Below are 17536 nucleotides of genomic sequence, written 5' to 3'. Positions count from 1 at the left end.
CGATGACGCGCTCCGACGAGCCCTCTCCCCCCTTGTGGGGGAGAGCTGGAGAGGGGGGTAGTCTTCCGCCCTCTCCAGATGCGACGCTCGCTTCCCCGGCACTCCCCGCTCCCGACCTCCCCCACAAGGGGGGAGGAGAAGGACGGTGGCCGCGCCGTCTCGCTATCGCCGGCCTCGCCGTCGCCACGCTCGCCTGGTTCGGCTATGCCGGCCTCTCCGGCGCCGTGCACGACATGCGCGCAACCCTGCCGGCCGTCCCCCAACCGGCGGAGGTCGCGACCTCGACCATCATCGTCGATCGCAAGGGCGACCTGCTGCGGCCCTATACGATCGCCGATGGGCGCTGGCGCCTTCCCGTGACGCTCGCAGAGGTCGATCCGACCTTCATCGCCATGCTGAAGGCCTATGAGGACCGCCGCTTCGCCGAGCATCACGGCGTCGACTGGCGGGCGCTCGCCCGCGCCGCCGGCCAGATCGCCCGGACAGGCCATATCGTCTCGGGCGGTTCGACGCTGACCATGCAGGTGGCACGCCTGCTCGAGGGCGCGCCGACGCGCGGCTTTCCGGAAAAGCTGCGCCAGGTCGTGTTCGCTGGAGCGATTGAGGACCGTCTCGGCAAGGACGCGATCCTCGATCTCTATCTCCAGCTCGCGCCCTATGGCGGCAATCTCGAAGGCGTGCGCGCGGCGTCACTCGCCTATTTCGGCAAGGAGCCGCGCCGCCTGACCGTCGCCGAATCCGCCCTGCTCGTCGCGCTGCCGCAGGCGCCGGAGGCGCGGCGCCCGGACCGCAATCCGCAGGCGGCCGAGGCCGCGCGCAATCGCGTGCTCGATCGCCTGGTTTCGGCCGGGATGCTCGACGCGGAGACGGCCGTATCGGCGAAGACGGAGCGCGTGCCGGCCGCGCGCAAGGTCTTCCCCATGCTGGCCGCCCATCTCGGCGATGCCGCCCGCAAGAGCCATCCGAGCGAACCTGTCATCCGCCTGACGCTCGATGGCCGGCTGCAGGGAAAGCTCGAACAGCTGGCCGTCGCCCGCGCCGGTGCCATCGGCCCCAAGGCCTCGGTGGCGATCGTCGTCGCCGATCATCTGACGGGCGAGATCCTCGCCTCGGTGGGCTCGGCCGATTTCATGGACGGCGCCCGCAATGGCTTCGTCGACATGACACGCGCGATTCGCTCGCCCGGGTCAACGCTGAAGCCGCTCATCTACGGCCTCGCCTTCGAGCAGGGCATCGCCCATCCGCAAAGCCTGATCGAGGACCGGCCGACGGCGTTCGGCGGCTATGCCCCGGTCAATTTCGACGGGTTCTATCGCGGCACGGTCACGATCCACGATGCGCTGACGGAATCGCTCAATGTCCCCGCCGTGCAGGTGCTCGACGCGGTCGGCCCGGCGCGGCTGGTCGCTCGGCTGAAGCGCGCGGCGGCCAATCCGAAGCTGCCGGATCTCTCCGCGCCGGGCCTTGCCATCGGCCTCGGCGGCGTCGGCATCACGCTCGACGACCTCGTCAGCGTCTATGCCGCGCTCGCCCGGGGCGGACGCCCCGTCACGCTGCATGACGGCACCGAGGCGCCGGGCGCGCCGACTGGCGAAGGCGCGCCGATGCTGGAGCCGCTCGCAGCCTGGTATGTCGCCGACATCCTTGCCGACGTGCCGCCGCCGACCATCGGCGCGGCAGGCCGCATCGCCTACAAGACCGGCACGTCCTATGGCTATCGCGACGCCTGGTCGATCGGCTTCGACGGCCGCACCGTGATCGGCGTCTGGGCCGGCCGGGCCGATGGCGCACCGGTTCCGGGCCTTTCCGGCATCGGAACGGCGGCGCCGATCCTGTTCGAAGCCTTCGACCGGCTCGGCGGCAGCCGCGCACCGCTGCGCGCCGCGCCGGCCGGCGCGCTGATCGCGTCGAATGGCGACCTGCCCGCGCCGCTGAAACATTTCCGCCGCCCCGGCATGTTCGCCGGCAAGGCGCCCGACAATCCCGAGATCGCCTTCCCGCCGGACGGCGTCCAAGTCGATCTCGGCATCAAGGCCGGCGACCCGGCGCCGCTCGTCATCAAGATCCGCAACGGCAAGCCGCCCTTCACATGGTTCGCCAATGGCGCCCCGATCGCGCAGACGCCCTTCGCGCGGTCCGAAAGCTGGGAACCGGACGGGCCAGGATTTGTTACGCTGTCGGTGGTCGATTCGGCCGGCCGTTCCGATCGGGTGACGGTGTTCGTCGAATAGGCCCCGACAGGAGCCACGCCGATTTCCTTCCTCCGCCATTACTGGACGCAGCATTCCCGCTTCTTCATTGCCGTGGCGGCGGGGCTGATCGCCTTTGCCGTGATCCGCGTCTTCTCGCGCGAGATCGCCGCGATCGCGGCCGGCGACGTGTTTTTCGTCGCTTATCTCGGCTCCATGATCTTCATGGCCTCACGCTCCACCCTCGCCAAGCTGCGCAACCGGGCGCGCAACGAGGATGAAGGCATCATCGTCATCGTCGGACTGACTGTGGTGGCGATCGGCTTCTCCTTCAGCTCGATGTTCAGCCTGCTCGGCAAGGACGCCAACCCTTCGACGCTTCACATGATGCTGGCGATCGCCAGCATCCCGCTCGGCTGGGCGGTGCTGCACATGCTGTTCGCCTATCACTATGCGCGGCTCTACTACGCGCCCTCGGGCAAGACCGGCGGCAAGCCGTCGGATGCCGGCGGTCTCGAATTTCTCGATACGCCCGAGCCCGGCATCCTCGAATTCATGTATTTCTCGTTCGTCATCGGATCGACCGCGCAGACCGCCGACGTGAACCTCCGCTCGACCGGTTTTCGCAGGGTCGTGCTGTTCCACGGCATCGCGTCCTTCGTCTTCAATACGGTCTTGCTGGCGCTGGCCGTCAATGTGGCGGCGACTCTGGTCCAGTAGGCGGCGCACCGGCCTCCCCGGCCGGGGCTTCGCCGAAGCGCGCGATGATCCACATCTCGATCGGCTTCGCCACCATCAGGATGACGAAGACGAGCACCAGCGCGATCACGACCAGAGACCAGTTGGCGAGGCCGCAGGCGATGCCGAGCGTCGCCGCCATCCAGACCGTCGCCGCCGTCGTCACGCCGCGGACCATCTCCTCATGCTTGCCCCGCCGCAGGATCGCGCCGGCGCCGATGAAGCCGATGCCGGCGAGGACGCCCTGGATCGCGCCCTGCAGCGCACGACTGAGCGAATCCGGATGGCCGGCGAATTCGGGGACGGAAATCGCCGTCATCGTCACGAGGGCCGCGCCGAGCGCCACCAGCGCCAGCGTCCGCATGCCGGCCGTCTTCTCGCGCGCATCGCGATTGATGCCGATCAGGAAACCGCACAGTGTCGCGAGACCGAGCCGCAGCGCCTGGTCGATGATGACGGAGGTGATCAAGGCCTCTCCCTCAGTGGGCGAAGCATGGATTCTGCTCCGAAATGATGGCGAATGCTATCGGTGCCGGTTGGCGAACGCGGCCGGCGTCGCTGCGCCCGCTCCGGAAGTACGTTCCTGTGCGAGAGGAGGTATGTGGCCGCGATTGAGTGCTCCGGCCGCTCTCCAATTTGCCGTCATCCCGGCGGAAGCCGGGATCCATCCAGCCTGAAGCGTCTCTTCGTCTTGCGCCTCGGCTGCATGGATCCCGTGTCAAGCACGGGATGACGGCGGAGCATGGGGCGGCGCCGGTGAACTGCCGTCTCGCAGCAGAGCCTGCGAGAGCCGAATGCGACTACCCCTCCGCGAAGGGCCGCGTCAGGGTGATCGTCTCGCGCCGCAGCGTCAGGCCGAAGCCGGGGCGGTCGGAGACGCCGATCCTGCCGTTCTCCGGCACGTCGTCGCCGTCGAAGAGGCCGCCGAAGACGGGCAGGACCTCCTCGCCATAGGGGCTCATGTTCACATATTCGCAGAAGGGGATATGCGGCTGCGAAATGACGAAATGATAGGAATAGGCCCCGGAGGCGTGCGGCACGACGGGGATGTCATAGGCCGCCGCCATGGCCGAGACGCGCAGCGCCTCGGTGAGCCCGCCCATCCACATCACGTCGGGCTGCAGGATGTCGATGGCGCGGCCCTCGATCAACTGGCGGAAGCCATAGCGCGAATATTCATGCTCGCCGGTCGTCCACTTCATCCACGGCACGCGCTGCTTCAGGATGCGATGACCCTCGACATCGTCGGGATGCAGCGGCTCCTCGATCCAGTGGATGGCGAGCGGCCGGAGCGCCTCGGCGAGATCGACCGCATAGCCGACATCGAGCGACATGTAGCAATCGACCATCAGCGGGAAATCCGGGCCGATGCGCTGGCGATGATGGGCGAGAAACTCATAGTTCGCCCTGAGACCGGCCTTGCCATCCGAAGGGCCGTGCGGCAGCGGAACCTTGCCGCCCCAAAAGCCCATCTCCTTGGCGATATCGGGCCGCGGGCCGGTGCAATAGAGCGACAATTGCTCGCGCGCCTTGCCGCCGATCATGGCGTAGACCGGCTCGTCGCGGACATGGCCGAGCGCATCCCAGAGCGCGAGATCGACGACCGAGATGGCGGCGAGCGTGATGCCCTTGCGGCCATAAGGCATCGAGGCCCGATACATCTGGTCCCACATCCGGTTGATGTCGTGAATGTCGGAGCCGACGAGGAAACGGCGGAAATGCTTCTCGATCATGAAGCAGGCCGGCGGGCCGCCGAGCCCGGTGGCAACGCCGACGACGCCGCCTTCGGTCTCGATCTCGACCAGGATCGAGCCGAGCACCGCAATGCCCCAGCTGGTGCGCGAGGCCTTGTACTCGGCATAGCCAGACATCGGATTGGAGATCAGCGTGTCGATCAGCCAATGCCCCTTCTCGCGGGCGTGGTAATCGCCACCCGCACCCTGGGCATCGATGGTATAGGCACGGACGTCGACGATCCGGTCGCGGCGCATGGTCTGGGCTATCCTTACTGGAGATTCACGAACATGCCGCCATCGACAAGCAGCGAGGCGCCGGTCACATAGCCGGCGAGGCCCGAGGCGAGGAAGACGACGCAGCGCGCGACGTCGACGGGCTCGCCGATGCGGCCAAGCGGAATGCGCTGGCCGAAATGGTCGAGCTTGTCGGGCGTGAGATCGTCGCGATTGATATCGGTGAGGATCGCGCCGGGCATGACCGAATTGCAGCGTATGCCATGCGGCCCGAGCGCGATGGCGACGGACTGCATCAGCGAATGCACGCCCGCCTTGGTCGGCGTGTAATGCGTCTGCATGCCGCCGCCGACCAGCGCGCTGATCGATGAGACGGCGACGATCGCCCCGCCCTCGCCCTGTTTCACCATCTGGCGGGCGGCCGCCTGGGTCGTGAAATAGGCGCCCTCGAGATTGACGTCTACGACCTTGCGGAAGAGGTCGACCGGCATGTCGAGAAAGGCGTGGAACGGGCAGATGCCGGCATTGGAGACGTGTATGTCGAGCCGGCCGAAATGGGCGACGGCCGCCTCGACCAGACGCTCGCCCGTCGCGGGATCGGCCACGTCGCCATCGACCAGCACCGCCTCGCCACCGACCGCGCGCACCTCGGCGTACGCTTCCTCGCCGGCGGCGGAGCCGCCATCGGCCGCGGCGAACTGGTTCAGCACCACCGACGCGCCGTGGCGCGCGAGCTCCACAGCCGTCGCCCGGCCGATGCCGCGCGAGGCGCCCGTGACGATCGCAACCTTCCCCTCAAGCAGCATGACGCCCTCCTACCCCTCGATCGGCGGCAATCCGGCGGCGGCGCGCAGTTCCGCGTCGCGGATGTCGAGTTCCTTGCCGGCAAAGGCATCGGCCCCGGCGCCGCACAGGAATGCGATCACCCTGGCGGGGACGGCCGCATCGGCGAGGCTCTCGCGCGGCAGCTGGCTCACCGGATTGATACCCGAGGCGCGGATCTCGACCTGCATGCCCGTATCGACCACGCCGGGCGCGAAGCCGAAGACGCGGATGCCGGCCTCGCCATATTCGAGCGCGATCGAGCGCGTCACCATGGCGAGACCGGCCTTGGCCGCGCAATAGGCGGTCCAGCCCTCGAGCGGACGATGCGCGGCGCCTGAGGAGAGGTTGACGATCGTACCGCGCCCCTTCGCCAGCATGCCCGGCAGCACGGCCCGCGCCATCAGCGCGGCGCCCGTGAGCGTCGCATTGATATTGGCCGCGAAGGCGAGCGGATCGACCGTGTCGAGCCTGCCGATCGGTCCGATCAGACCGGCATTGTTGATCAGGATCGTCGGCGGCGACAGGCGGCGCTCGACTTCCTTCACCAGCGCTTCGATCGCGAAGGGGTCGGAGACATCGCAGGCGAGCGAGACGCCGCCCTCGATCTGCTCGGCAACCTTCTCCGCGTCGGCGACCTTGCGCGCCGTCACGATGACGCGGGCGCCGGCCTCGGCCAGCGCCACGGCGGTCGCGGCACCGATGCCGCGCGCGCCGCCGGTGACGATGGCGATTTCACCTTCAAGCGGCTTGGCCATCAGTCCATCCGCCATTGCAGGGGAAGCAGGAAGGGGAAGTTCGTGCGGCTGTCGATCTCGACGCGCATGATCGGCGCCATCCACTCGCCCCAGCGCTTGTTGACCGGATCCTCGGCCAGGATCGCCGCGGTCTTCGCGAAATCGTCGGTCTCGAAATAGCCGAACAGCGTCAGGCCGTGCTTGAAGATGTTGTAGTTGCGGATGCCGGCGGCGGTCAGCGCCGCGACCATCTCGGGCCAGATCTCGTCATGGCGCTTCTTGTACTCTTCCTCGTATCCGGGGCGGATCTCGAGAATCCAGGCGTAATGTCCCATCGTCCTCACCTTGCGAGATAGTCGTGCACGATCCGGCCGGGCACGAGCGTGAAATCGGCGCGCCAATGGACGCCGTCGAGCATGTCGATCACCGGCAGCCGGTGCACCGGCGCCTGCGCATTGGGCCGAAGCTCGACCGTGCACGGCCCGCCCCAGCATTCATGCACGACGACGTCGGAGAGCCGCCGCGCCGTCAGCTGGCGGATCGCCGGCCGGCCGTCGATATGGTCGACGGCTTTGAGATTGATGTTCTCGGCGAAATCGAAATGCGCCTTCAGGCTGTCGAGGCTGTCGCGGCGCTGCTTATAGGCCATCGTCCCGGTCAGGATGTCGATGCCGTTGCGCTCGACCGTGCCGACGACCAGATCGCCGCGATGCTCGAGCTTGGGATGCCCGAGCTTCTTCGGCTGGCCGTGGATCTCGCGGCCATGGCTGACGCCGACTTCGGAGGAGAGGAAGAGATACGGCGAATAGGAGCCGGCAAGCTCCGTTCCCGGCAGGCGGCAGCCGATCGACACGTTCGACTCGCCATAGGGACCGAGCCATTCCGTGTCGTTCATCTTGTAGATATGGGCGAGCACCACATCGCTGGTCGGCACGAGCGGGGGCGGCAGGAGGCGCGCGACAGCGGCCTCGGTGGTCCGCCAGACGAGCGTCAGCACCTCGATGTCGCGGAAGGTGAACGGGAAATGCGGGATGGTCGGCGCATCCCAGGGCGTCGAGAAACCGCCTCGGAGAATGTCCTCCTCCGTCAGGCGATCGAGCCCGCCGCGGCGCAAATCCTTGCTCATGTAACCGGCTCCTTGGGCGGGGCGATGCCGTAGCCGACGAAGCCGCCGGTCACATTGATGAGCTCGCCGGTGACAAAGGAGGCCTCCGGCGAGACGACATAGGAGACCGCGGCGGCGACATCGGCCGGGCGACACCAGCGGCCGACGGGAATGGTCTTCAGCACCTGCGCCTCGAAGGCTTCCCAGGTCAGGCCGAGCTTCTTCGCCTTGTCGCGGAACTGCGCCTCCATGCCCGTACCCGGACCGACATGGCCGGGCGCCACGGCGTTGACCGTGATGCCATAGGAGGCGAGTTCGACCGCGAGGCACTGCGTGAGGCCCCAGACGGCATTCTTCGAGGCGATATAGGCGCTCGAATAGGGGTTCCCGAAGCCGAGCCGCGTCGCGATGTTGACGATCCGGCCGCGCTCGGCGCGCATCATCGGCTTGGTGACGGCGCGGCAGGTGAGGAAGGTGCCGCGCGAATTGACCCGCTGGATGCGGTCCCATTCGTCGACGCTGGTTTCCGAGACAAGCTTCTGTAGATGGATGCCGGCGCAATTGACCAGCACGTCGATGCGGCCATGACGTTCGAGGACGCCGGCAAAGCCCTGCTCGACCGAGGCCTCCTCGGTGATATCGACGCCGAGACCGGCGCCGCCGAGCGGCCCGGCAACGGCGACCGCCTCCGCCTCGTTCCGGTCTGCGACGATCGGGAAATAGCCGTCCGCGGCAAGGCGCTCGGCGATCGCGCGGCCGATGCCGCCGGCACCGCCGGTGATGATGGCGACGGGTTTCTCGCTCATGCCTGCCAGCTCCGCACCAGATCGCGCATGCGGATCGTCTCGGTCAGAATGTCGTCGTAGAGCGAGTTCATGTAGTCCTGGAACGTGTATTCGATGGAGAGACGGCCGTCATAGCCGCTGGCGCGCAGGACGCCGAGCTCGGCGGCGATGTTGATCGTCCCCTTGTCGAGCTTGGTCTGCAGTTCGCCGATCTTGGATTGGCGCAGATGCACATGGGCGGCATAGGGCGCGAGCACGTCGATCTCGTCCTGCCGCCAGCCGAGACAGGTGAAATGGGCATAGTCGAGCGTCAGCTTCAGCCCGGGCACCTGATCGAGCAGATCGAGCACCAGTGCCGGGCTTTCGAGATAGGAATGGACGTGCGGCTCGATGGTGAGCGTGACGCCGGCCTCCTCGGCGATCGGCAGCAGCCGCGCGAGGCTTTCGGCCGATTGGGCGAAGGCGTCGCGCCGGCTCTGGCCCGCATTGACCACGCCCGGCAGCACGAACACGGTCGGGATCGAGGCGGCGGCGCAGAAGCGCGCGACCTGCCGGAAATCGGCGAGGTTCCGCTCGATATTGCGCCGATCGGCGAGATTGCGATCGGAAAGGCTGTCTCCGAACAGGTGATAGAGGTTCGGCAGATCGATGCCGAGACCGAGCACGCGCTCCGCAACCCGCTCCGGCTCGGCGAGCAGCGCCGCCTTGTCGAGCGCCGGCCCGAAGAAATAGCCCAAATCCAGCGCGCCGATGCCGAGCACCTTCGCGATTCCCGCCGCCTCGTCCAGCGAACAGGCTGGCAGCGACCAGGACGTCAGCGAGAGTTCCATTCCCCCTCCCCTACACTTTCTCGAGCTGCCCGCTCACCGCGGAGCGATACATGGCGTCCAGCACCTCGACGGCGCGCTGGCCGACGAGCCCCGGCGCGCGGTTGACGTAGGGCGCACCGCGGCAGATGTCGACGAAGGTCTCCACCGGCTCGACGCAGGCATAGCCGCCCTCGCCCGGCGCCATCTCGACGACCGTGTCATTGCCGTCGCGCCGCCAGACCTCGAGCCGCTGGCGCTCGATATCGAGCAGCAGCATGCCCTCGCTGCCGAAGAGGCGCAGCTCGATATAGACGGAGCGATGCTTCGGCACGGTGGAGGAGCCCGACAGCGCGCCGGTGGCGCCGTTCGCGAAACGCACGACGGCGGCGTCGTAATAATCGACGCCAGAAGGCGACCGACCGAACTGCGCGAAGACGGCTTCCGGCGCGAGATCGGCGATACGGAACAGGAGCCCGAGCGCATGCACGAGCTGGCCCCAGCCATAGCCGCCGGCACGCTTGGGATCGGCCCAGGTCGAGGCCGGCGGGCGGAAGAAGGCGCCCTCGGTCTCCTTCATCGGCCGACCGGCCATCAGATCCTCGAGCGCCGAGGCCATTTCGAGCTTCACATGCTCGACCGTGCCGATCGCGCCGGACGCGACCAGTTCATGTGCCCTGTCCGTGAATCGCTTGAAGTTCCAGCCATAAGGAACGACGACCTCGCGCCCGGCCGCGTTCGCCGCCGCGACGATGTCGCGGGCATCGGCGGCCGTGGTCGCGAGCGGCTTCTCGACCAGGACATGCAGGCCCTTGGCCAGCGCAGCCAGCGCATGCTCGTGATGATTGACATGCGGCGAGGCGATGATCACGCCGTCCATCGGGACGGTGTCCAGCATCGCGCGATAATCCTCGAACGCGGCGGCCACGCCGAATTCGCGGGCCACGGCCGCAAGCTCCTCGGCACCGAGCCGGTTGACCGCGACGATCTCGCAATCCGGATTGGCCTTCAGCAGCGGCAGATGGTTGGCGACCGCCCACCAGCCGGCCCCGATCACGCCGATACGCGCCTTCCTCGTCACGTCTCTCACTCCTCCCGCTTCGCCGCCTGCGCGGTCTATTCCTTCGCCCGCGCCATCGCCTCGAGCGTCGAGCGATGCACGTTCGTCATGTGCACTTCCATCGCCTTGCCGGCGGCGTCCTCGTCGCGGGCCTCCAGCGCGGCGACGATCACCTGATGATCGGCGAAGGACTGGCGCGTGACCCCCGGCGTCTCCGCGGCGAGGCGGCGATATTCCATGCCGAGCACATAGAGCGACGAGGAGATCTGGACGAGAAACGGATTCTTCGTCGATTCCATGATGACCCGATGAAACTCGGAATCGGCGACGCGGAAGCCGAGCGGATCGGTGATCAGGTCCTTCTGCACCACCAGCAGGTTCTTGAGCCGCTCGATATCCGCATCGGGAATCCGCGCCGCGGCCAGACGGCCGATCCGCGCATCGATGATCAGCCGCGCCTCGTAGAGCGCATCGACATTCTCGATGTTGAGCGTGATCAGGAACTGCAGCGGCGCGAGGAGGTCCGATGCATCGAGCGAGGAGACATAGATGCCGCCGCCCTGCTTCACCTTGAGCACGCCCAGGATCTGCAGGCCGCGCAGCGCCTCGCGCACGCTCGGCCGGCTGACCTGCATCATGGCCGCCAGTTCGCGCTCGGGTGGCAGCTGGTCGCCCGGCTTCAGATTCTTGGAGCGCACCAGGTCGAGCAGGTGCTTCGCGACCTTCTCGGCCACGGAACTCCGTTCGATGGGTGCGAAGTCTCCGGAGAGGGTCATCAGTCGCCGAGCGCCCGTGTACGGATCTGGTCGAGGCTGACGGCCAGCATGAGCACGACGCCGCGCGTCACATCCTGCCAGAACGAGGAGACGTTGAGCAGCGTCAGGCCGTTATTGAGCGTGCCGAGGATCAGGATGGCGAGCAGCGTGCCCCAGACCGAGCCGCGGCCGCCATTGAGGCTCGTGCCGCCGAGAATGATGGCCGCGATGACGGTGAGCAGATATTGCCCGGCCGAAGTCGGCGCCGCCGCACCGAGCATGGCGCAGAGGATGATGCCGGCAACGGCGCCCGACAGCGCGGAAATCACGTAGAGCACGATGATCGTGCGGTCGACCGGGATGCCGATCAGCCGCGCCGCCTCGGCATTGCCGCCGGAGGCGTAGACGAAGCGGCCGAAGCGGGTCCGCGTCAGCACCACCCAGAGCGCCACGAAGGTCACGGCCATGATGACGAGCGGGATCGGGATGCCGCCGACGCGGCCCTGGCCGACCCAGTTGAAGGTCGGGAACATCATTGGCCGCGTCAGGCCGCCCGTCAGCACCAGCGACAGGCCGGAGACGATGCTCATCATGCCGAGCGTGACGATCAGCGGGTTGAGGCGGAGGCGCGTCGTGAACAGGCCGTTGACGATGCCGACGCCGGCCGCAATCACCAGCGACAGCGCCACCGCGACCCAGATATCGAGGCCGGCGCCCTGCAGGATCGAGATCGCGACGCCCGTCAGCCCCGCGATCGCCGCGACGGAAAGGTCGAGACCGCCCGCGATGATCAGCGGCGTCCCCGCCGCCGCCATCAGGCCGACAAAGGCGATGTTCTGCCCGATCGACAACATGTTGCGCACGGACAGGAAGAAGGGCGACAGCACCGAGAAGACGATGATCAGCGCGATATAGAAGACGAGCAGGACCGCGACGCCGGACCAGGGCTTCCCGAGCAGGCTGGTCATACGGCGGCGATTGGCGGAATTCACGGTAGTCACGGCGGCCATCTTCGTTTCCTCAGGCGGCGGAAAAGGCGGGGTCATCACTGGTGGCGGCCATCAGCTCGGCCGGGCTCGCGCCGCGCGCGAAACGGCCGACGACGCGGCCGCGATCGAGCACGAGCGTGCGGTCACTGAGCCCGGCGACCTCCTCGACATCCGAGGAGAGAACGAGCACGGCGAAGCCGCGATCGGCGAGCTCGCGGAGCTTGCCATAGATTTCCTTGCGCGCGCCGACATCGACGCCGCGGGTCGGCTCCTCCAGGATGAGGAGCTGGACGCCGTCGACGAGCCAGCGCGCGATGCAGACCTTCTGCTGGTTGCCGCCGGAGAGCGTGCGGATCTTCTGCTCCGGCCCGCGCGTGCGGATGCCGAGCGCGCTGATCCAGTTGTTCGCATTGGCGGTCTCGGCGGCCTCGGAGACGAAGAGGCCGCGCTCGTAGCGCTCCTGGAAGGTGAGCGCCATGTTCTCGCGCACGGTGAGGTCGGCGATGATGCCTTCCTTCTTACGCTCGGCGGCGACGAAGCCGATGCCCGCGAGCTTGCCGGCGCGCGGCGACAACGGGCGGTAGGTCTTGCCGGCCAGCTTGACGTTGCCGTCCTTGAGCGGGCCGAGCGCGCCATAGAGCGCGCGGCCGAGCACCTCGACGCCCGAGCCGACGAGGCCGAATATGCCGAGGATCTCGCCGGCGCGGATCGAGAAGTCGATCTCGCTGAGCTTGCCGGGAATGGAGAGCTTCTCGACGCCGAGCACGTCCGCGCCCGGCGCGACACCACCGCCGACCGCATAGAGGTCGTCGACCGTGTTGCCGAGCATCGCGGAGAGGACTTCGGACTGCCGCGTGGCGGCCGTCGCAAAGGTGCCCGCATTCTTGCCGTCGCGCAGCACCACGATCTGGTCGGAGATCTCGAACACCTCCGAGAGATAGTGCGAGATATAGACGACCGAGACCTGCTGCTCCTTGAGGCGGCGGATGATCTTGAAGATCAGATGCGCTTCCTGCTCGGTGAGCGCGGCGGTCGGCTCGTCCATGATCAGGATGCGGGCCTGGCCAGCGAGCGCGCGGGCGATCTCGACGATCCGCTGCTCGGCCACGGCAAGGCGCTTCATCGGCGTGTCCGGATCGATCGAGCCGAAGCCGAGCTGATCGAGCAGTTCGCGCGAGCGGCGGCGCATGGCGCCGTCATCGACGGTGAGGAAACCGAGGCTGCGCTTCATCGGCAGGTCGCCGACGAAGATGTTCTCGGCCACCGTCATGTCCGGCATGATCGAGATTTCCTGCGGCAGCAGGCGCACGCCGACGGCGACCGCCTCGGCCGGCGAGGCGAAGGTCACCTCGCGCCCGTCGATCGCGATCGTGCCGCCATCGCGGGTATAAAGCCCGGTCAGGATTTTCATCAGCGTCGACTTGCCGGCGCCGTTCGAGCCGAGCAGCGCCACGACCTCGCCGGGCGCGACGGTGAAATCGACATTGGAGAGCACCGGCACGCCGCCGAAGGACTTGCCGATGCCCTTCATGGTGAGACGCGGTGTGTTGGCGGACGTCATCGAGGTGCTATCCGGGATATCGATGCTGCATGCTGGGCGGAGAGAGGACGACGGAGAGGCAAGAGCCCTCCGCCGTCCGTCGTCAGCCGATCAGTTCGTCGGGATCAGGTTCTCGAAGCCCTTGAGCTCCGGCGACTGGCGGATCTCCGCGAGGTGCGCCGCGAACTTCTCCTGCGGGAATTCGAAGGTGATCGGGTCCTTGCCGCTCGTACAGGGGAACTTCTCGTAGTACTTGCAGACATTGTCCTTGGTGACCATGACATGGTTGACCAGGACGGTGTCCGGCGTCGTCTTGCCGGCGAGCTGCATCAGCGCGAGCGGGATCAGGTAATTGCCGTAGCGCTCGGGGAAGTAGCCCACCGAGGCGACGAAGGTCGGCTCGTCCATCATCGTCTGGATCTCGTCGGCGCCCATGCCGACGACGATCAGGTCACCCTCGCGGCCGGCCTGCTTGACGGCGCGCAGCATGCCCGTCGCCGACTGGTCGTTGATCGCCGTCACGAAGATGGGGGCGCCGGCCGGGATGCGGCCAAGCACGTTGTTCATCTGCGTGAAGCTCTCTTCGAGCGTGTTCTTCGAATCGATCTTGATGACGTGGTCGGCCGGGAAGCCGTCGACCGCGGCGAGGAAGCCGGCAACCTGGCCGCCGGTACGCATCGCCGGGATCGCGCCTGACTGCGGCAGCTCGCCGATGACGAGATAGCCGGTCTTGGTCTTGTCGGCGCCGAACTTCTTCAGCGCGGCCTGGCCGAGATAGGCGCCGCCCATGAAGCCCGAACGCGGATTGTTGGCGCCGAAGAAGGTCGCGCCCGGCATCGGAATGTCGATCGCCGTCACCTTGGTGTTGGCGTCGTTCATCTTCTGCATGATCGTGGCGCCGAAATTGGCGTCGGTCTGGAACTCGATCACATAGTCGACCTGGCGCTGCAGGAAGCTCTCGGCATTGGCGAGCGCGGTCGCGCCGTCGAGATGGTTGTCGGTGACGACGACGTCGACGCCGGCTTCCTTGCCATTGGCGAGGATGCCGTCCTCGACCTTCAGCGTGAACGAGACGTCGCGCGTCAGATTGGCGAAGCCGATGACGAGGCCGGTGCCGTTGTTCGGCTTATGGGCGGCGGACGCGTCGGCGACCATGGCCTTGAGCTGGTCGGCCGACAGCATCGCGCCGTCGAACTTCTCCGGATCGAAGCCGTGGAAGTCTTCCGCGAAGGCCACGCCGGCCATCAGCGCCATGGCGGTGGTCGCGGCGGCGCGAAGGCCGATCCGCTTCATGCCGGGCTTGTCCACTTTCATTGTAACTCCTCCCTCGAAATGCGAACCGGACCCCTCGATCCGGAAGCGAAAACTCATCCCCGCCGGGTCACTCAGCCTCGGGCCGGCGACGTGGCGGTTCCATGCGGGCAGTCGGGCGTGGACACCGATGCGGCGGGCCGTGGCACGGCCGGGCGCGAATGACCAAGACACCTTCGGGCTAGGCTTCAATCCTCCCCCGACGCCCCAGCCACCTCCTCGCGGCCACCGGCGCCCCTCTCCCCCACATATCCGATCACCCTGAGAATTGGACTGACCAATTATGTGCGTTGACCACCATAATGGTCGTCGCCTAGCTTGCCAATATGGCTCGGGCAAAAAACCGACATGCGGTCGGAGCGCCTGGCCTGGGAGGATTGCGATGCGGATTTCGGGGGTTGCCTGCCACGTGCTGAAGTGGCCGGAGCCCAATGATTTCAATCATGAACGCATGACCGTGCTGGTGCGCGTCGAGACCGACGCCGGGATTCACGGCTGGGGCGAAGCGATCGCCATGTGGCCCGAGGCCTGCCGCGCGAGCGTGGTGCTGATCGAGGACGGTCTGGCGCCGCTGCTCATGGGCCGCGACCCGCGCGAGACGCTCGCCTGCTGGCAGGCGATGAAGGATCACACCTGGTGGTACGGCGAGGGCGGCATCGCCGCGCTCGCGATTTCAGCGCTCGACATGGCGATCTGGGACATTGCCGCCAAGGACGCCGGCAAGCCGCTGGTCGAGTATCTCGGCGGCGCGGCGCATGAGAGCCTGCCCGCCTGCGCCAGCCTGCACGTCAACCAGGCGACGATCGCGGATTCGGTCCGCGAGATCGCCGGCCATATCGAGGCCGGCTTCCAATCGACCAAGCTCGGGCTCGGCAAGCGCGGCCTCTCCAGGGCCGGCCGCGATCCCGACTATGACGTCGCGCTGGTCGCGGCGCTGCGCTCGGCGATCGGCCCCGAGGCCGGCATCATGGTCGACGCCGGCAACGGCACGAAATGGGATCTCGAGACGGCGATCCGCACGGTGAAGCGGATGGAGGAATCCGGGATCGCCTGGATCGAGGAGCCCTTCCTGCCAGCCCGGGTCGAGGACCATGCCGCGCTCAAGAAGGCCGTTTCAACTCCGGTCGCGGCCGGCGAGCGCGAGTGGAACGAGGCCGGCTATCGCCGCTGGCTCGCGACTGGCGCGATCGACGTCTTCGGCATCGATCCGGCCCGCGTCGAAGGCGTGACGGGCTTTCGCCGCTCGGCCGCCGCGATCGAGGCCGCGGGCAAGACCGTGAACGCGCATGCCTGGTCGAGCGCCGTGCTCACCGCCGCGAGCCTGCATCTCTCGCTCGCCGCACCCTCCGCCATCCTGTTCGAACTGAAGCCCTTGCCGGGGCCAATGCAATTCGAGCTTGTCGAGGAGCCGTTCTGGCATGAAAACGGCGTCGTGCACGCGCCGAACCGGCCGGGCCACGGGGCGGAGCCGATCGCCTCGGCGATCGAGAAATACAGGGTGGGCTGAGGCCCGCGGGAGGATATCGTGAGCACCATTCTCTGCTATGGCGACAGCAACACCTGGGGCGCGACGCCCCAGCCGCGGCGTGGCGATTTCGGCCGCTTTGCCGCCGATGTGCGCTGGCCCGGCGTGCTGCGCGCCCATCTCGGCGCGGGCCATACCGTGATCGAGGAGGGCCTCAACGGCCGCACCACCTGCATCGAGGACCCGGTCGAGGGTTACCACAAGAGCGGCACCGCCCATCTCATCGTCGCGCTCGAATCGCACCAGCCGCTCGACCTCGTCATCATCATGCTCGGCACCAACGATCTGAAGGCGCGCTTCGCGATGCAGCCGGTCGATGTCGGCTTCGGCATGGGGAAGCTCGCCGAGATCGCGCTGAGATCCCCCTTCGGACCGAACGGCACGGCGCCGGAGGTCCTGCTCGTCGCGCCGGCGCCCTTCGCCAAGCTCTCCTGGTTCGAGGAGATGTTCACGGGCGGGACGGAGAAATCGCGCCATCTCGCTGCCGAGATCGCGATCAATGCGCGCGAAAAGGGCGTGCATTTCTTCGACGCGGGCAGCGTGATCAGCTCCAGCGACAATGATGGCATCCACCTCGAAGCCGACGCGCACGCGACGCTGGGCAAGGCACTCGCCGATCAGGTGCGCAGCATTCTCGCCAAGGGCTGAGCCGGCTGGGCGCGACGCGGCTCAAAACGTCGCCGTCCAGATGCCCCGGACCGGAAAGGCCTCGTCGCTGCCCGGCCAGGCGGGGTCGTCGCGGTCACCGCCTCGAAAGGCTCGTCGCCCTCGGCGCGGAACTGAAATGCGGTACCGAGCGGGAGTGAGATCGAATCGCCCGGCCCGACGTCGACGATCGACTCCTGCTCGCCCATCCGACGCCAGATACGGCCCTGCCCCGCCAGGACGTACCAGAGTTCGTCGATCGTCCGGTGGGCCACCGCGATCGTCACCGCACCGGGGGCGAGGCGAATATGGGCAAGGCCCGCCTTGCCGGTGGACACCAGGACGCGGATCTCGGATCCGTCCGGAGCCAGATGGTCCGGCTCATCGGAAAGCGACTTCGTCTCGAACGGCTGGCTCATGGCTCGGGCTCCTGCGGTCGGGACGAAGGCCCAAGCAAGGCCCATGCCCTGCATCGCGGCAGGCTCGACGTAGCAACGCTTTCCCCAAGCGCCCTTCCGGATCTACGGCGATCTATCTCCTTGTTATCGCATCGGATTGA

General features: G+C 67.4%; 18 protein-coding genes. 4 read left to right on the top strand and 14 right to left on the bottom strand.

Going from position 1 to position 17536, the window contains the following annotated elements; translation table 11 throughout:
- Window positions 1–2: 2 nt before the first annotated feature.
- Both pbpC and GGR25_RS15845 read left to right on the top strand, forming a co-directional pair.
- On the top strand, window positions 3–2231 hold the full coding sequence (pbpC, locus tag GGR25_RS15850; RefSeq protein WP_246409848.1) for a penicillin-binding protein 1C: 2229 nt from the start codon (window positions 3–5) through the stop codon (window positions 2229–2231).
- A gap of 72 nt (window positions 2232–2303) precedes the next feature.
- A complete protein-coding gene (locus tag GGR25_RS15845; protein ID WP_183399807.1) occupies window positions 2304–2909 on the top strand; it encodes a DUF1345 domain-containing protein in 606 nt (201 codons plus the stop codon).
- Here GGR25_RS15845 and GGR25_RS15840 read toward each other — a convergent pair.
- The 13 genes from GGR25_RS15840 to GGR25_RS15780 all read right to left on the bottom strand — a co-directional run bounded on the left by GGR25_RS15840 (window position 2881) and on the right by GGR25_RS15780 (window position 14810).
- A complete protein-coding gene (locus tag GGR25_RS15840) occupies window positions 2881–3396 on the bottom strand; it encodes an MgtC/SapB family protein (protein WP_210299983.1) in 516 nt (171 codons plus the stop codon). The two genes, GGR25_RS15845 and GGR25_RS15840, sit on opposite strands and share 29 nt — an antisense overlap.
- Before the next feature lie 331 nt (window positions 3397–3727).
- Window positions 3728–4918, bottom strand: coding sequence for an L-rhamnonate dehydratase (gene rhmD, locus GGR25_RS15835; protein WP_183399806.1), 1191 nt, complete (start codon window positions 4916–4918; stop codon window positions 3728–3730).
- A gap of 14 nt (window positions 4919–4932) precedes the next feature.
- Window positions 4933–5703, bottom strand: a complete 771-nt coding sequence (gene lra1 / locus GGR25_RS15830) for an L-rhamnose 1-dehydrogenase Lra1 (protein WP_183399805.1) — start codon at window positions 5701–5703, stop codon at window positions 4933–4935.
- 9 nt (window positions 5704–5712) lie between these two features.
- Window positions 5713–6477, bottom strand: a complete 765-nt coding sequence (locus GGR25_RS15825) for an SDR family NAD(P)-dependent oxidoreductase (protein ID WP_183399804.1) — start codon at window positions 6475–6477, stop codon at window positions 5713–5715.
- Window positions 6477–6791, bottom strand: a complete 315-nt coding sequence (locus GGR25_RS15820; RefSeq protein WP_183399803.1) for an L-rhamnose mutarotase — start codon at window positions 6789–6791, stop codon at window positions 6477–6479. The genes GGR25_RS15825 and GGR25_RS15820 overlap by 1 nt, the downstream gene beginning before the upstream one ends.
- A 5-nt stretch (window positions 6792–6796) precedes the next feature.
- Window positions 6797–7582 carry an acetoacetate decarboxylase family protein gene (locus tag GGR25_RS15815; protein ID WP_183399802.1) on the bottom strand — a complete coding sequence of 262 codons (786 nt, stop codon included), beginning with the start codon at window positions 7580–7582 and terminating at the stop codon, window positions 6797–6799.
- The gene (locus GGR25_RS15810) at window positions 7579–8367 is read right to left on the bottom strand and encodes an SDR family NAD(P)-dependent oxidoreductase (protein ID WP_183399801.1); all 789 of its coding nucleotides are present in this window, start codon (window positions 8365–8367) and stop codon (window positions 7579–7581) included. The genes GGR25_RS15815 and GGR25_RS15810 overlap by 4 nt, the downstream gene beginning before the upstream one ends.
- Window positions 8364–9176 (bottom strand): sugar phosphate isomerase/epimerase family protein, encoded by an 813-nt coding sequence (locus tag GGR25_RS15805; protein WP_183399800.1) that lies wholly within the window; start codon window positions 9174–9176, stop codon window positions 8364–8366. Before GGR25_RS15805 ends, GGR25_RS15810 begins: the two co-directional genes overlap by 4 nt.
- Window positions 9177–9186: 10 nt before the next feature.
- The gene (locus GGR25_RS15800) at window positions 9187–10233 is read right to left on the bottom strand and encodes a Gfo/Idh/MocA family oxidoreductase (RefSeq protein ID WP_183399799.1); all 1047 of its coding nucleotides are present in this window, start codon (window positions 10231–10233) and stop codon (window positions 9187–9189) included.
- 35 nt (window positions 10234–10268) lie between these two features.
- The gene (locus GGR25_RS15795) at window positions 10269–10946 is read right to left on the bottom strand and encodes an FCD domain-containing protein (protein WP_183399798.1); all 678 of its coding nucleotides are present in this window, start codon (window positions 10944–10946) and stop codon (window positions 10269–10271) included.
- A 41-nt stretch (window positions 10947–10987) separates the two neighbouring features.
- Complete coding sequence (locus GGR25_RS15790) at window positions 10988–11977, bottom strand: ABC transporter permease (RefSeq protein ID WP_183399797.1); 990 nt, start codon at window positions 11975–11977, stop codon at window positions 10988–10990.
- Between the two features lie 10 nt (window positions 11978–11987).
- Window positions 11988–13517: a sugar ABC transporter ATP-binding protein gene (locus GGR25_RS15785; protein WP_183399796.1), complete on the bottom strand. Its 1530-nt coding sequence runs from the start codon at window positions 13515–13517 to the stop codon at window positions 11988–11990.
- Window positions 13518–13607: 90 nt separating this feature from the next.
- Entirely contained in the window at window positions 13608–14810 is a 1203-nt protein-coding gene (locus GGR25_RS15780) for a sugar ABC transporter substrate-binding protein (protein ID WP_246409844.1), read from the bottom strand.
- Window positions 14811–15189: 379 nt separating this feature from the next.
- On the opposite strand from GGR25_RS15780, the gene GGR25_RS15775 reads away from it, so the two are divergent.
- Window positions 15190–16314 carry a mandelate racemase/muconate lactonizing enzyme family protein gene (locus GGR25_RS15775; protein WP_210299982.1) on the top strand — a complete coding sequence of 375 codons (1125 nt, stop codon included), beginning with the start codon at window positions 15190–15192 and terminating at the stop codon, window positions 16312–16314.
- A gap of 18 nt (window positions 16315–16332) precedes the next feature.
- Window positions 16333–16980 carry an SGNH/GDSL hydrolase family protein gene (locus GGR25_RS15770; RefSeq protein WP_343068088.1) on the top strand — a complete coding sequence of 216 codons (648 nt, stop codon included), beginning with the start codon at window positions 16333–16335 and terminating at the stop codon, window positions 16978–16980.
- Here the strand turns inward: GGR25_RS15770 and GGR25_RS15765 are convergent.
- Complete coding sequence (locus tag GGR25_RS15765) at window positions 16950–17396, bottom strand: cupin domain-containing protein (RefSeq protein WP_183399795.1); 447 nt, start codon at window positions 17394–17396, stop codon at window positions 16950–16952. The two genes, GGR25_RS15770 and GGR25_RS15765, sit on opposite strands and share 31 nt — an antisense overlap.
- Window positions 17397–17536: the final 140 nt, after the last annotated feature.

Origin of the sequence: Kaistia hirudinis, assembly GCF_014196455.1 — a bacterium.
Lineage (GTDB): Bacteria > Pseudomonadota > Alphaproteobacteria > Rhizobiales > Kaistiaceae > Kaistia > Kaistia hirudinis.
This window is presented reverse-complemented; position numbering and strand designations above follow the sequence as displayed.

Bases quoted from the DNA above. Each gene is read 5' to 3' on its own strand.
- GGR25_RS15825 (WP_183399804.1), bottom strand. From the start codon at position 6,477: ATGGCCAAGCCGCTTGAAGGTGAAATCGCCATCGTCACCGGCGGCGCG.
- rhmD (WP_183399806.1), bottom strand. From the start codon at position 4,918: ATGCGCCGCGACCGGATCGTCGACGTCCGTGCCTATACCATCGATGCC.
- lra1 (WP_183399805.1), bottom strand. From the start codon at position 5,703: ATGCTGCTTGAGGGGAAGGTTGCGATCGTCACGGGCGCCTCGCGCGGC.
- pbpC (WP_246409848.1), top strand. From the start codon at position 3: ATGACGCGCTCCGACGAGCCCTCTCCCCCCTTGTGGGGGAGAGCTGGA.
- GGR25_RS15815 (WP_183399802.1), bottom strand. From the start codon at position 7,582: ATGAGCAAGGATTTGCGCCGCGGCGGGCTCGATCGCCTGACGGAGGAG.
- GGR25_RS15810 (WP_183399801.1), bottom strand. From the start codon at position 8,367: ATGAGCGAGAAACCCGTCGCCATCATCACCGGCGGTGCCGGCGGCATC.
- GGR25_RS15790 (WP_183399797.1), bottom strand. From the start codon at position 11,977: ATGGCCGCCGTGACTACCGTGAATTCCGCCAATCGCCGCCGTATGACC.
- GGR25_RS15780 (WP_246409844.1), bottom strand. From the start codon at position 14,810: ATGAAAGTGGACAAGCCCGGCATGAAGCGGATCGGCCTTCGCGCCGCC.
- GGR25_RS15820 (WP_183399803.1), bottom strand. From the start codon at position 6,791: ATGGGACATTACGCCTGGATTCTCGAGATCCGCCCCGGATACGAGGAA.
- GGR25_RS15765 (WP_183399795.1), bottom strand. From the start codon at position 17,396: ATGAGCCAGCCGTTCGAGACGAAGTCGCTTTCCGATGAGCCGGACCAT.
- GGR25_RS15785 (WP_183399796.1), bottom strand. From the start codon at position 13,517: ATGACGTCCGCCAACACACCGCGTCTCACCATGAAGGGCATCGGCAAG.
- GGR25_RS15805 (WP_183399800.1), bottom strand. From the start codon at position 9,176: ATGGAACTCTCGCTGACGTCCTGGTCGCTGCCAGCCTGTTCGCTGGAC.
- GGR25_RS15775 (WP_210299982.1), top strand. From the start codon at position 15,190: ATGCGGATTTCGGGGGTTGCCTGCCACGTGCTGAAGTGGCCGGAGCCC.